This window comes from Salinivibrio socompensis S35 (assembly GCF_000513715.1).
In the GTDB taxonomy this organism is placed as follows: Bacteria; Pseudomonadota; Gammaproteobacteria; order Enterobacterales; family Vibrionaceae; genus Salinivibrio; species Salinivibrio socompensis.
Genome location: NZ_AQOD01000015.1, coordinates 1 through 13,695, shown reverse-complemented (window position 1 = coordinate 13,695; position 13,695 = coordinate 1). Strand labels below are relative to the sequence as shown.

General features: G+C 47.0%; 12 protein-coding genes and 3 pseudogenes. 11 read left to right on the top strand and 4 right to left on the bottom strand.

Annotated features, from left to right (window positions below; all coding sequences use genetic code 11):
- Positions 1–277 (bottom strand): transposase (locus tag DZ54_RS23940; RefSeq protein ID WP_025672950.1); only part of this gene is annotated, 277 nt, incomplete at its 3' end.
- A gap of 111 nt (positions 278–388) precedes the next feature.
- Between DZ54_RS23940 and DZ54_RS0102170 the strand changes: the two genes are divergently transcribed.
- Positions 389–1,285, top strand: a complete 897-nt coding sequence (locus DZ54_RS0102170) for an ABC transporter permease (protein ID WP_025672949.1) — start codon at positions 389–391, stop codon at positions 1,283–1,285.
- A pseudogene (locus DZ54_RS18290) lies at positions 1,278–2,595 on the top strand (quaternary amine ABC transporter ATP-binding protein). The gene DZ54_RS0102170 and the pseudogene DZ54_RS18290 overlap by 8 nt, the downstream one beginning before the upstream one ends.
- 114 nt (positions 2,596–2,709) lie before the next feature.
- Here DZ54_RS18290 and metC read toward each other — a convergent pair.
- Positions 2,710–3,899: pseudogene (gene metC, locus DZ54_RS18285) on the bottom strand (cystathionine beta-lyase).
- A gap of 286 nt (positions 3,900–4,185) precedes the next feature.
- Between metC and DZ54_RS25135 the strand changes: the two are divergent.
- Positions 4,186–4,359, top strand: coding sequence for a hypothetical protein (locus DZ54_RS25135; RefSeq protein WP_164831540.1), 174 nt, complete (start codon positions 4,186–4,188; stop codon positions 4,357–4,359).
- 283 nt (positions 4,360–4,642) lie between these two features.
- On the opposite strand, the gene DZ54_RS0102145 is transcribed toward DZ54_RS25135, so the two are convergent.
- Both DZ54_RS0102145 and DZ54_RS0102140 read right to left on the bottom strand, forming a co-directional pair.
- Entirely contained in the window at positions 4,643–5,143 is a 501-nt protein-coding gene (locus DZ54_RS0102145; RefSeq protein WP_025672948.1) for an NfeD family protein, read from the bottom strand.
- 9 nt (positions 5,144–5,152) lie between these two features.
- A complete protein-coding gene (locus DZ54_RS0102140) occupies positions 5,153–6,106 on the bottom strand; it encodes an SPFH domain-containing protein (RefSeq protein WP_025672947.1) in 954 nt (317 codons plus the stop codon).
- A 581-nt stretch (positions 6,107–6,687) separates the two neighbouring features.
- On the opposite strand from DZ54_RS0102140, the gene cspE reads away from it, so the two are divergent.
- The 8 genes and pseudogenes from cspE to DZ54_RS0102100 all read left to right on the top strand — a co-directional run.
- Positions 6,688–6,894 carry a transcription antiterminator/RNA stability regulator CspE gene (cspE, locus tag DZ54_RS0102135; protein WP_025672946.1) on the top strand — a complete coding sequence of 69 codons (207 nt, stop codon included), beginning with the start codon at positions 6,688–6,690 and terminating at the stop codon, positions 6,892–6,894.
- A gap of 168 nt (positions 6,895–7,062) precedes the next feature.
- Positions 7,063–8,058, top strand: coding sequence for a bacteriohemerythrin (locus tag DZ54_RS0102130; protein WP_025672945.1), 996 nt, complete (start codon positions 7,063–7,065; stop codon positions 8,056–8,058).
- 310 nt (positions 8,059–8,368) lie between these two features.
- Positions 8,369–8,926 (top strand): diaminobutyrate acetyltransferase, encoded by a 558-nt coding sequence (gene ectA / locus DZ54_RS0102125; protein WP_081721571.1) that lies wholly within the window; start codon positions 8,369–8,371, stop codon positions 8,924–8,926.
- A gap of 11 nt (positions 8,927–8,937) precedes the next feature.
- Positions 8,938–10,215 carry a diaminobutyrate--2-oxoglutarate transaminase gene (ectB, locus tag DZ54_RS0102120; protein WP_025672943.1) on the top strand — a complete coding sequence of 426 codons (1,278 nt, stop codon included), beginning with the start codon at positions 8,938–8,940 and terminating at the stop codon, positions 10,213–10,215.
- Positions 10,216–10,250: 35 nt separating this feature from the next.
- Complete coding sequence (locus tag DZ54_RS0102115) at positions 10,251–10,640, top strand: ectoine synthase (protein WP_021024031.1); 390 nt, start codon at positions 10,251–10,253, stop codon at positions 10,638–10,640.
- A 76-nt stretch (positions 10,641–10,716) separates the two neighbouring features.
- Positions 10,717–12,142, top strand: a pseudogene (locus DZ54_RS18280) (aspartate kinase).
- A gap of 184 nt (positions 12,143–12,326) precedes the next feature.
- Positions 12,327–12,962 (top strand): LysE family translocator, encoded by a 636-nt coding sequence (locus tag DZ54_RS0102105; protein WP_025672942.1) that lies wholly within the window; start codon positions 12,327–12,329, stop codon positions 12,960–12,962.
- Between the two features lie 118 nt (positions 12,963–13,080).
- Positions 13,081–13,695: GNAT family N-acetyltransferase (locus DZ54_RS0102100; protein WP_025672941.1), on the top strand; the 615-nt coding region annotated here is incomplete at its 3' end.

Below are 13,695 nucleotides of genomic sequence, written 5' to 3'. Positions count from 1 at the left end.
GATCTGTAAACACCCAGTCATAATCGGAAAGTTTTGATAACTCCTTGAATAATATGTCTAACAGGCCTTTCTTCGACCATAGGTTAAAGCGACGATAGACAGTGCTCCAGTCCCCAAACTCTGTTGGAAGATCACGCCATGGAACTCCTGTTCGCAAGCGGTAAAGGATCCCTTCAAAGGTCATTCTATGTTCAGATTTATTATAAATGCGGCCAGTGTTCTTCATTACTTGAAGTAGCTTTTGCCACCGCTTATCAGTTAGCATGAGTCTCGGCATGGTATGGCGTTACAGTTTGTTTTTGGCGAAAGAGATTATAACGCCTTATCATGCCGTTCAAAAAACAATCACGAAAGATCAACACGCCCTAGCAGTATAGGAATAATAACAATGGCGACTTCATGGCTAACGGATGTGCCAGAAATGAGCAGGCGCGATCTGCTCACCATCCGACAAACACTGGATAGTGCCTATCGAAATTTTTCTCGCGAATATGGCGAAGGTATCGAAGCCTTTTTTGACCCCCTCCTCCACTTTCTTGTATGGTTCGAAGACTTACTACTCACCACACCTTGGTGGCTGGTCATTGCCGTACTCGCCGGTATTGCCTATCTCGCCAGTCGATCTTGGAAGCTTCCTGCCGCCGTGGTGATCTCTTTCACTCTCATTGGTTATCTTGGAATGTGGGAAGACACCATGAGCACCCTGAGTATCATTTTAGTCTGTACGCTTGTCGCGATCGGCGTGGGTGTACCCACAGGGATTGCGATGTCAAAGTCCAACCGGACCCAGGCAGTGGTTACCCCACTCCTTGATATCATGCAGACCATGCCTGCCTTCGTGTATTTAATTCCCGTCGTGATGCTATTGGGAATTGGCAAGATACCCGGGGTGATTGCCGTGGTCATTTATGCTATTCCACCGGTGATCCGCTTAACGAACCTTGGTATCCGTTTGGTCGATAAAGACGTGCTTGAGGCGGCGACTGCGTATGGCGCCAATGGTTTTCAGCGCCTGTTTCAAGTTCAGCTACCACTGGCGATGCCCACCATTATGGCCGGCATCAACCAAACGATTATGATGGCACTCGCTATGGTCGTGATCGCCTCGATGATCGGTGTCTCTGGCCTAGGTCAGCCCGTCCTTAAATCGATCACCAACCAATATTTTACCTTAGGCCTACTCAATGGTCTCGCGATCGTCGTGATAGCCATTATTTTCGACCGCGTTTCGCAAAGCTATGCCAAACGATCACAGCAGCATCTCAAAGGAGGCGATCATGACTAACTCTGAGCATGACACCTTGGTCGAAATTCACGGTCTTTACAAAGTGTTTGGTAATAATCCGCGTAAACTCATGTCGGATGTTAAAGCAGGAAAAAGCAAAGACGCACTGCTGCAAGAAACAGGACATACCATAGGGCTCAGCGACATCAATCTGTCTATTCGGCGCGGTGAAGTGTTCGTCATTATGGGCTTATCTGGCTCAGGAAAATCAACACTGATTCGTCATTTCAATCGCTTAATCGACCCGACGGAAGGTGAAATTCGCATTGATGGCACGGATATAATGCAGTACTCGCAAAGAGAGTTGCAGCAATTTCGTCGTTACAAAATATCGATGGTGTTTCAGCGATTTGGGCTACTTCCCCACCGCACAGTCAAAGAAAACGTCGGCTTTGGTCTTCGTATCCAAGGGGAGACAAAAGCACAGCGGGATGAAAAAGCCCAACAATGGCTTTCTACGGTGGGCCTAGATGGCTATGCCGACCAATATCCGGCGCAGTTATCCGGCGGACAACAGCAACGTGTCGGCTTAGCTCGGGCCCTGTGTACGGATGCGGAGATCCTATTGATGGACGAGGCGTTTTCCGCCCTGGATCCGCTGATCCGCAGTGAGATGCAGGACCAACTCATTGAGCTACAGGAAAAGCTGCATAAAACGATTATCTTTATTACTCACGATCTCGACGAAGCGTTACGTCTTGGTGATCGTATTGCCATTTTACGGGACGGTAAGCTGGTACAGGTTGGTGAGCCGGTTGATATCCTACTACAACCTGCAGATAACTACGTCGAAGCATTTGTTAAAGATGTTAACCGTGCCCGAGCCTTAACCGTTGAAACCGTGATGCAGCCGCAAATCTGTCGGATCAGTGCCAACACGATTGGTGATGCGATTCAGCAAATGCGCCAACAGAAAACCAACTATGGCTACTACATCACCGAAGAGGGTTATCAAGGCACCTTGAGCCAAAAAGCTGCTGAGTGAACAAGATCCAAGCGGCGATATTGAGAAAAGCTTGCTCGAAGACGTCCCGGCGATTGACCAAGACGCCTTACTGGAAACCGTCATCCCAGAGACCTTGGCGTCAACATGGCCACTGCCCGTCTTTGATAATCGAGGAGAGCTTATCGGACATCTCTCACGGCAGACCGTTGCCAAGATTCTCAGCGAAACAGGAAAAAATGTGACTGAAACGTTATCGGCGCCCCCCACCCCAGAAAGCGAGCTAATGACGTTAATGCGCCCTACCTACTGGGGCGCATTATGTGTGAGCCATCAATCTAGCGCATTAACCCAGCTGACCGATTAGTTTCAGACGTGACTTCTCACCGCTCTAATCGGGCGACTAAGGCGGCGAAATTGCTAATCGTGATTACCTAGCTCCCTGTAGTTCGGGCGCTAGGCGTTTCGGAAATAGATGTGATTACGCCTTATTCACTCGCTCAAAACCCGCGGCAAGATCAGCGATTAAATCCTCCACCTGCTCTAGACCAATATGCAGTCGAACGAGTGTGCCACTGAACCCTACCTTCGCCACTGGCCGGATACGATTAAGCTGCTCAGGTTGATTGGCGAGCAGCAGCGACTCATAGCCACCCCAAGAATAAGCCATACGAAAGTGCGTCATAGCGTCGCAAAAGGCTTCTAATTGCGTATCGGACAAACGCTCCTTGAAGACAAATGAGAACAGCCCATTACTGCCACTAAAATCGCGCGCAAAATAACGATGCCCCGGACAATCAGTGAATGCGGGATGAAGCACTTTCGCTACTTCAGCCTGCTCGTTCAACCAGTTGGCAACGTGTAACGCATTTTCTTGATGTTGAGCAAGCCGTACATCCAGTGTTCTCAACCTCGCGCCGCCTGATAGGCAGTGTCGGGGTCAACGGTTTGCCCCATCAGGTAAGCGCGCTCTCGCAGTGTGGCCAACAACGCGCATTAGCGACCGCGGTCCCTAGCATGTTATCTGAATGCCCAATAATGTATTTGGTGCCAGACTGAATGGAAATATCCACCCGTGTGTTAGAGGCTGGTATAGGCGACCGGCAGCCCATGTGTTATCCATCATGATCACGGCATCAGGCGCTCGGTGGCGAACGGCTTGTACGATGGCGGGCGTATCGTGCACTTCCATGGTATACGACCCTGGTGACTCCAAGAACACGATACGTGTATTGGGTTTGATGCGATGACTGATCTCATCACCCTCAAGTGGATCAAAATATTCCGTCTCAATCTGCATGTCGGCCAGTATTTTCTGACAAAAATCCTGAGTTGCTCATACGCTGAACCAGACACCAGTATGTGATCGCCCGTTTTAACAAAGGCGAGAATGCTGTTAGCGATAGCCGCCGCGCCACACGGAAATAACGCACAACCGGTTCCCTGCTCTAATTCTGTCATTGCGTCTTGCAACGAAAAGTGAGTCGTCGTTCCTCGTCGACCATAAAACAGCGTTTGCTGGTGACGATTGGCAATCGCGTGTTTTTTCTCTTCTAAGGAATCAAAAATGATTGAAGAAGCGCGCTGCACAACCGGGTTAACCCCACCTAGGGTGTAGGCTTTTTGACGTCCCGCATGGATTAGCTGCGTACGATTCTGTTTCTTTTCCATGGCTCACTCATCCTATGTTGGCAATGCATCTAGCCTAAGCGTTTGGAAAAAGGCAGTAAAGACATTTAGACGTCCAAATAAAAATTTCGATCATCGATTTCACTATATGTCATAGCGCGAAGCACTAAGCGATCGGCTAAAACACGTCATCTTTGATTGAGTACTTTGTAGAGGTCATCATAACTATATTACTTTGAACACTAATCAGATCACACTTTTATCATTTTTACTGGACACCTCAACGTACTGTATATACATTGTATATCTAATTGATAGGCAGTATCACATGGCAAAGAAAGAAAAAGTCAAAAAAGACAGTCAGTTATTAATAAGAATTAGTAGCGAGCAACGTGATGCATTTCTGCAAGCATGTGAAGAGCTTGATACATCCGCGGCTCGAGAAGTCAGACGCTTTATCAAACAATTTTTGAAAGACCACGAAGTAAATAACGAGTCATAATACTCAGTTTACGGTGCACCTTGCCGGCACCAGACCACAGCATTGAAGCTGTATTGCGGTGGCAAACGCTTCGGCAATTATACTTAAGGAGAAAAAACCATGGCGAAAGTAACAAAGAAAGATCTGAAAAAATCGATCAAGAAAACCAAAGCAAAAGTTGCGAAACAAGAAGGCAAGCTGAAAAAGCTGAAAAAGCAACTAAAGCAAGCCTAAGTCACGCTTAGCTAACCAATAGACGTAAAAAAGCTCGGAGATTTATCCGAGCTTTTTATTAGGACAGAGCCTATTTGTCGACGCGTTCAGTTTCATCTTCAATTGACGACGAAACCGGCTCAACGGTAAACCGACCGACATCTACGCCAATAACTTTCACTTGCTCACCCGGTTGCAGTAAAACATCCCCTGCGTTAGCACCAAGCTGCAGTTGCCACGTCACTCCCGAATACTTTGCCGACGACAGTTGTTCACGACTTAATGGCGAAGTAAGTGTTAGTGTTAGTCCGATAAAATCGCTATGCCGATTGTCCGGACTACGATCTTCACGCTGTAACCGTTTAAGTGGTCGCCACAGCACCAAGGTGAGTAACCCTGCGCCTATACCTGTACTACTAAACAATGTGGTCACGGTTTCGGGCAATATACCGATCATTGCCAATAATCCGACTAAAATCGCTGTACAGCCGGTTGCCAGTAAGACGATCGTGGACAAACCAAGCAGCCAAACTTCAACCGCCAGTAACAGCAATCCAATAATAATGGTTAACTCTGCAAGATAGTGACTCACGTATTTATCCTAGCTACCTTTTGTTTTGTTAAGCGACTGGATGATAGTCATCGCTTCTGCGACCACGTTCGCCGCTCCCGTGCCCGAATCAGGCAACAATACCACTGACGACTCTTTGGCGATCGCTTGTTTAGCGCGTATCGCTTTCTCAGCTAATTCGAGCTGGATCGCTTTCTGTCCTTCCTCGGTAATAGCACGCGTACCGACAATCTCAAGCGCTTCTGCTTGGGCTTGAGCAACGGCTATAATCGCCTGCGCTTCACCCTCTGCGTTCAATATTTGTTCCGCTTTTTCAGCTTCTGCCGCTAAAACGCGCGATTGTTTCTGACCTTCTGCCACGTTGATATCTGATTGACGTGCCCCTTCAGACTCAAGGATTACAGCACGTTTCTCACGTTCGGCCTTCATTTGACGTTCCATCGCATCCAGTACCGAACGCGGTGGATCAATATCTTTTATCTCATAACGAAGAACTTGTACCCCCCAAGGCTGAGCGGCCTCGTTAATGGCAGAGACAATCGCAATGTTCAAGCTTTCACGCTCTTCAAACGTTTTATCGAGCTCCATTTTACCCACTTCACTACGCATTGTGGTTTGCGCAAGTTGCGTGACGGAATAGACATAATCATTCACGCCATAGCAGGCCTTGTAAGGATCAAGTACTTTGATATAGAGTACGCCGTCCACACCCAGTGAAATGTTGTCACGCGTAATCGCAGACTGACTGGGCACATCGTACGCTTGTTCCTTCAAGGTGCGTGTGTACGCCACACGGTCAATAAATGGAACAATAACATTGAGCCCTGCTTCCATCGTTTTGTAATACTTACCAAAGCGTTCAACCACATAGGCAGTATTTTGCGGCACAAACGTAATGGCACTGCGCAGCACCACCACGACTAAGATAGCGAGCACTATCCACACGCCAATAAAACTCGATATTTCAAAAAAAACGTTATCCATTAGGGGATCCTATGACTGTCGCTGATACGACGATATAGACAAAGACAATGGCTGGTATGCGCCTACATCGTAAACGCCCACCCTCCGTCAATGAGAATACCAATGTCGGCGTAAAAAGACAGTTTATCAGGACAAATTTGACATCTCCCCCATCTAGATCGCGTTTCTACCTCCCCTGTTTCTCTATTTCGACATTGCTTTCCTGATGTGTTCTCATTTTTATAAACACCGGCAGTAAAAGATTTCGATCTCATCCGTAAAACAGATTTACCTCATACATTTTTGGGTGTAGTCTTAATGGTGTTCAACCGTGTTGGTTGACAGTGCTTACAGCCATTGCAATCCGTGCAACAGTTGTCGGCAAGCTAACGCGCAAATAACGCGTGGTCCTGTTGAAGCGCTTGTTTTAATCGCTTTGAGAATCGGAAATTTATGCAGCAATTGAATATAGAAACATCGAAACACCCTACCGCTAGGCTGGAAAGTTAGTTGTCCTGAAGATATTCGCTATATTTGCCCATAGAGTCGATTAACGGCACTCGCGTCACTGCAACACCTAGTTAATATATTCAGGAGACACCATGTCCAAAGCTAATGGTACCGTTAAGTGGTTTAACGAAGAGAAAGGTTTCGGTTTTATCCAGCAAGAGAACGGTCCAGACGTATTCGTTCACTTCCGTGCTATCGCTGGTGAAGGCTTCCGCACACTAGCAGAAGGCCAGCAGGTTGAGTTCGATATCGAGCAAGGTCAGAAAGGCCCACAGGCTGCGAACGTTGTTCGCCTGTAAGCCGAACCCAATTTAAGAAGAAGGCGTCCATTAGGGCGCCTTTTTTTGTGTCTGTTATTTCTGATTCTTACACCAAACCACATCGATATCGCATTCAGCCCCCGTGTAAGTAGACGCTCTTCTTGCTATCCACTAGGCTGAAATTACATAACATTATCAGGAGGACATATGCTATCTCCCTGCTTGATTGTCGACGATCATGAAATGATCCGTGACACGATTGGGTTAATGGCACAGGCTCTCGGTATAAAGTCGGTTATCACCGCAGCGGACGGTGCCGAGGCGATATCACGCGCCTATCACGACGAGCCAAGGCTTATCATTACCGATTTACAAATGGATCCGATTGATGGCCTAGAGGTGTTGCGTCTCATGCGAAGTGGCCGTTATCACCTCCGTCACGATACACCCATTATTATTCTTACCGCGAACGCCTCCAAAGCAGTGATCAGCGAATGTATCCGCTTTGATGTCGATGCGTTCATGATAAAGCCAGTGAAAAAGCAAGATCTCGAGAATCGCGTTAAGCAGCTGTCCAAACATACCAAAGCGAAAAAGCCACCGCAGTTCTATTTCGAGATGTACCAGTCCGATCCGGCGAAGTCGACAGAGTTTGAGCACAATGGCTTGGTGGTGTTTACTGAAGAAGAACAACAGCAAATCGAATACATTACCGAGCCAATCGAAAAGACAGCGTTAACGCCTGATAGATCAAAAAATACAAAGGTAGCACCTCCACCATCAAGTGAGCCCAAAGACCGCAAATTTATACGCTGGCAAGAGAAGTATACGGTCGGTCATCACGATCTGGATAACAGCAATAAAAAGTTGCTCGCCATCATTAATGATACCTATGAAGCCATTGCTTACCATCATGACGACGAGGTGAACTTCGACATTTTGGCTCAACGTTTCCGTGACTACATTGCTTCGCACTTTCTGCTAGAAGAAGACATTCTTGAAGCACGCGCTTACCCCAAATACAAGGAGCATGCGGCTATCCATCAACGCCTAGCGCGACAGGCACACTATGTGCTACTTCAATGCCAAGCCGATCCAACACTCTATCGCACCGAGTTTTTCAAGTTCTTACGTTATTGGTGGATTCATCACGTGGTTCACGAAGACAAAAAGTATCGAGACTTCTTGCTACAAGGTCCCTAATGCCTGCTTCTCCGTAGGCAGCCCTTTTTCGGGGCTGCGAGCCTTTCCATCCGCGCCTACTGACCATCCCACGAGATAGCAAAAAGGCTGTTTAACCTGCCATTACATCGATTGGGAACCTGCCCACACCTTTAGGCCAGTAAATGTTACGCCTCGAAGCACTTACTTTAATAAAAATTTTAACAATATAAAAATCAATAATAATCAATTGGTTATTTATTATTGATAGACCAAACATAAAAATCTGGGGTTGATAAACCAAATCAATCGCCTATTATATAAAGCGAATTCGTTAGAGCACAAAACAATTATGTGGCGATCAAAAACGACAGATACGGCAGTGCTGGATTCTGAAGTACTCGACCGTAAACAGACAAAACCTAACACGCAGTTTGTGTTTCGTAAGCCTACTACTGGCGATGGTGGCAACATCTATCGACTAATCACGCAGTGCCCACCACTGGATGTGAACTCCGCTTACTGTAATTTTTTGCAGGCAACGCACTTTAAAGAAACCTGTGTGGTTGCAGAGCGGAAAGGCGACGTGCAGGGCTTTATCTCCGGTTATATCCGTCCTGAACAGCCAGATACATTTTTCGTCTGGCAGGTTGCGGTATCGCCAAAAGCTCGTGGTGAGGGGCTTGCCCTATCGATGATCGAGGCGTTACTTGCACGCAACATTGCGCAGAACGTCCACTTCATCGAAACCACCATCACAGAAGACAACGCCGGTTCTTGGGCGCTGTTTAAAAAGGTAGACCGCCTTTATGGCTCCGGCGGTCAACGCTCCGTGTTCCTCGATGAACAAGAGCACTTCAACGGTGAACACGACACCGAATACCTTTTCCGAATTCCACTCAAAAAATAACAGGATGAGTTATGGATATCTTTAAGTCGCAAGAATCAAATGTTCAATGTTATGCCAACAACTTCCCAGTTGTGTTTGAAAGCGCAAAAGGGTGTTGGATGACTGACGTAGACGGTAAGCGCTACCTTGATTTTCTGGCCGGCGCTGGTTCTTTGAACTATGGACACAATAATCCGACGCTGAAAAAAGCGCTGATCGAGTATATCGAGAAAGACGGCATTACTCACGGCCTGGACATGTATACAGCGGCGAAAGCACGCTTTCTCGAAGTATTTAAAGATCACATCTTGGCCCCACGTGACTTGGACTATAAGTTACAGTTCACAGGCCCTACCGGTACCAATGCGGTAGAAGCGGCAATGAAGTTGGCGCGCAAGGTTACTGGCCGCTCCAACATTGTTTCTTTCACCAACGGTTTCCACGGTTGTACCTATGGTGCATTGGCGGTGACAGGTAACCATCACCACCGTGGCGGTGGTGGTATTCCCGTCAATAATTCAGTGGCGCGTATCCCGTATGACGGCTATGCGAACGTCGATGGTCTCACACTGTTTGAAACCATGTTGAATGACGCGTCAAGCGGTTTAACCGGTGGCGATAAACCTGCCGCTGTATTGCTTGAAGTCGTTCAAGGTGAAGGTGGTTTAAATGCCGCATCTAATGAGTGGCTACAACGTCTACAAACGATCTGCAAAGCGCACGATATCCTTGTGATTGTTGATGACATTCAAGCAGGTTGTGGACGTACGGGTACCTTCTTCAGCTTTGAGCCTTCAGGTATTAAACCTGACATTGTGACCTTGTCTAAATCAATTGGTGGATATGGCTTGCCTATGGCTGTCGTTCTACTCAAGCCTGAGCTGGACCAATGGGCGCCCGGTGAGCATAACGGCACATTCCGTGGTAACAACCACGCCTTTGTGACCGCTGCCGAAGCCATTGAAACCTATTGGCGCGATGATCAGTTCCAAACACATGTCCAAGCACGTGCGGAGCAGCTCAATAAAGTGCTGCAAGATATGCTGGCTAAAAATGAAGACTTATTTGAGATCATCAAAGGGCGTGGCTTGATGCAAGGTATTGCCTGTAAGAATGGTGATATTGCTGATGACATTACCAGCTTGTGCTTTGATAACGGCATGATCATCGAAACCGCCGGCCCAGAAGACGAAGTCATCAAGTTCTTCTCTCCGCTGACCGTCAGTGAAGCTGAAATGGAAAAAGGCTTACAAATTTTCGTTAAGTCAGTTGAGCAGCACAAAAAAGAAAAGCTGAAAAAAGCATCATAACGCTTTAACGAATAGACAAATAATAAGGAACAATAATGATTGTCCGCACATTAGAAGAATGTCAAAACAGTGACCGCCGTGTTGTCGCAGAGAACTGGGAAAGCGTACGCATGCTGCTACGTGATGACAATATGGGATTTTCATTCCATATTACCACCATTTATGCGAACACAGACACGCATATCCATTATCAGAATCATCTGGAATCGGTGTATTGCATGTCTGGTGAAGGTGAGATTGAAACCACTGACGATGGTAAGGTTTATCCGATAAAACCTGGAACACTGTATATCTTAGATAAACATGACGAGCATCAGCTACGCGCCAATAAAGGTGTTGATATGGTCATGGCCTGTGTGTTCAACCCACCGATTACTGGGAAAGAAACACACGACGAGAACGGTGTTTATCCATTAGTCGATTAACCGTCGAGGGGCAGCGGGATGCTGCCCCTGTAAACCCAATCGGCCTTTTTGTTCATAAAGCCCACAAGGAGCTCACATGAATCATACCGTTGAAAAGATCGGCGGTACGTCGATGTCAGCCTATGACGCTGTCATGGATAACATCTTTTTGTACCCGTCAAACCCGTATAACCGAGTTTTTGTCGTATCTGCTTACGCTGGCATCACGGATGCATTGCTGGAGTGTAAGCGCTCGGGTAAACCAGGTATCTATCGCTTGCTCGCGGCCAATAACCCAAAATGGCGTGACGCGATGGATGAACTAGAACAGCGCATGCTATTAATCAATAGCAACATGTTCCCTGATCCTGTCTTTCGTGAGCGTGCCGATAATTTCATTCGTCAACGGATGGAAAAAGCGCACAGCTGTATCGAAGGTATACTCGAAACCTGTAACTATGGGCAGTTTTCTCTGGAAAGCTATCTGCCGCAAGTCCGTGAGTTTTTGTCGTCAATTGGTGAAGCCCACAGCGCACACAACTCGACACTGCTTCTAGAGAGCGTTGGCATCAACTCACGATTTGTCGACCTATCCGGCTGGGATAACCCGGATGAAGGTAAAGGTGACCTCAATACGGTTATCGCTGATGCCATGGAAGACATTGATTTCAGCAATGAGCTGCCCATCGTTACCGGCTACGTCTACTGTGATGAAGGTCTGATGAAGACCTACGATCGTGGCTATAGTGAAATGACCTTTAGCCGAATTGCGGTGCTGACCAAAGCAAGCAGTGCGGTGATTCATAAAGAGTATCATTTGAGCAGCGCGGACCCACGTATTGTTGGCCCAGAACGTGTTCAGCCAATGGGCCTCAGTAACTATGATGTGGCTGACCAACTGGCAAACCTCGGATGGAAGCCATTCATCCTAACGCTGCATCAGGCATGCGCGCGGTTGGCATTGAGCTGGTGGTTAAAAATACCTTTGAGCCTGAACATGCGGGGACAGTGATTTCTCACAAGTACCGTCCAAAGGACAATGAGATTGAAATCATTGCTGGTCGTGACAAAGTGCTTGCACTGCACATTTTTGACCAATCAATGGTCGGACGTTGTGATCAAGTCAGTTATGACGTAATGGAAATCATTCGTGAAGAGAACGTTCAGCTAATCAGTAAAGAGATGAACGCTAACTCCATCACTTACTACTTAGATGGTAAAACCGCGAGCCAGGATAAAGTCATCAACCGGGTTGAAAAGCTCTATCCAAAAGCGAAAATTACCGGTGAGATGGTTGCTCTCATCTCCGTTATCGGTAGCCGTATCGACTCAAACCAAACAATGAGTAAAGGGATGCTTGCGCTACTTGATGCAGAGATCAACCTAAAGCGGCTCACTCGTCGATGCGCGATGTGGATGTGCAATACGTTGTTATTGATAAGTTTTATCACGCCGCTATCTGTGCGTTACATGCTTGTTTTATTGAGAAGCCCGCACCAAAACCAACCGTGCGTGCCGCGTAACCAAACGCTCACTCACTGTTACGTTGATTATGATGCCCCCGACATGGGGGCATTTTTATGCGCGTTTTTCACGTAATTGGTGGGGTATGCCCGATAAAGAACCAGCTTAAAGCTCAATCATTATTGATCATGCCTAGATAGAAGGTAAAATACCGGACTTTATTTGGTTAAGTGTTATTCATTTATGATCGATCCCAATTTGCTTCCTATTTACTTAACAGCGGTTGCCGCGCTGCTACTCGTACCCGGTCCAGATATGTTATTAATCATCAGCGCGAGTCTTAGTTATGGTCGTCGAGTCGGCGTCGCGGCGAGCTTGGGGAATGCCACATCTGGACTTATTCTCACCATATTAGCCGCCACTGGGGTATCGGCCGTGATTGCGATGTCCTCTACCGCGTTGACTATTCTCCAGTATGTGGGGGCCGCGTATTTACTTAAAATGAGTATTGATACCTGGCGCGCATCACCCACTGAAAGTGCAACCGTAAATTATCAACAGCAAATGGGACGATACCTCTATAAGCGTGCCGTGATGACGAACCTGCTCAACCCTAAGGCGTTACTTTTTTTTGTCTTATTCTTACCGCAGTTTATCTCACAGCAGGTACAAGCATCATCGAGTACTCAGCTATTAACACTCGGGCTACTGCTTAATGTGCTCGGCCTTGCATTTAATATCTTACTGGTTGCCATCGTTGGCAAACTTGGCAAACAAATGTTGACCAACACACGCATCCAAATTTATCAACACAAGGTCATGGCCATAGTCTTTGCATTGCTCGCTACCTGGCTGTTTAATCAGCAGTTATCGGTATAGTTCGCGCCACGGTAAACCGAGAAGCCCACAAAGGTAAAAAGCCATCAACCACTAAACGTGAACTTCGACATAAAACTTTGTCATAATGTTCGTTCAGCCATCAATAGGAGAACGTGTAATGGATGAAAACACCGCCACGCTACTTAACTTGCGTGTCATAGAAGTTGGCGATTATCAACCCTTAGCAGAGTTGATGGACCTCGTCTTTCCGGATGTCGGCGGTGCTTGGCCAAAAAGCACGATCATGCAACTTGTCACGGCTTTCCCAGATGGCCAAATATGCATTGAAGATAACGGTAAAATTGTCGCCGCCGCCCTGACACTAAAAGTCTCTTACAATCGCTTTTCACTGCCTCATACGTATACCGATATCATTACTGATGACGGCGTGGTGTTTCATGATACCAAAGGCGATGCGCTTTATGGGTTAGATGTCTTCGTGCATCCGGACTATCGCGGTCATCGCTTGGGACGTCGGCTCTATGAAGCACGAAAAGATCTTTGCCAAGCACTAAACCTAAAAGCAATTTTGGCTGGCGGACGCATCCCCGGTTATCACAAGCACACAGATGTCTCTGTTACCGATTATATCAATAAGGTAAGGCGTAAAGAGATCCACGATCCTATCCTCTCTTTTCAGCTTTCCAATGACTTTGACGTCAAACGGTTAATGAATCGCTACTTGCCCGAAGATGATAAGTCTGCAGGCTACGCGACATTATTAGAGTGGGAT

Bases quoted from the DNA above. Each gene is read 5' to 3' on its own strand.
- DZ54_RS25135 (WP_164831540.1), top strand. From the start codon at position 4,186: ATGGCAAAGAAAGAAAAAGTCAAAAAAGACAGTCAGTTATTAATAAGA.
- DZ54_RS0102105 (WP_025672942.1), top strand. From the start codon at position 12,327: ATGATCGATCCCAATTTGCTTCCTATTTACTTAACAGCGGTTGCCGCG.
- ectB (WP_025672943.1), top strand. From the start codon at position 8,938: ATGGATATCTTTAAGTCGCAAGAATCAAATGTTCAATGTTATGCCAAC.
- DZ54_RS0102130 (WP_025672945.1), top strand. From the start codon at position 7,063: ATGCTATCTCCCTGCTTGATTGTCGACGATCATGAAATGATCCGTGAC.
- ectA (WP_081721571.1), top strand. From the start codon at position 8,369: ATGTGGCGATCAAAAACGACAGATACGGCAGTGCTGGATTCTGAAGTA.
- DZ54_RS0102170 (WP_025672949.1), top strand. From the start codon at position 389: ATGGCGACTTCATGGCTAACGGATGTGCCAGAAATGAGCAGGCGCGAT.
- DZ54_RS0102115 (WP_021024031.1), top strand. From the start codon at position 10,251: ATGATTGTCCGCACATTAGAAGAATGTCAAAACAGTGACCGCCGTGTT.
- cspE (WP_025672946.1), top strand. From the start codon at position 6,688: ATGTCCAAAGCTAATGGTACCGTTAAGTGGTTTAACGAAGAGAAAGGT.
- DZ54_RS0102140 (WP_025672947.1), bottom strand. From the start codon at position 6,106: ATGGATAACGTTTTTTTTGAAATATCGAGTTTTATTGGCGTGTGGATA.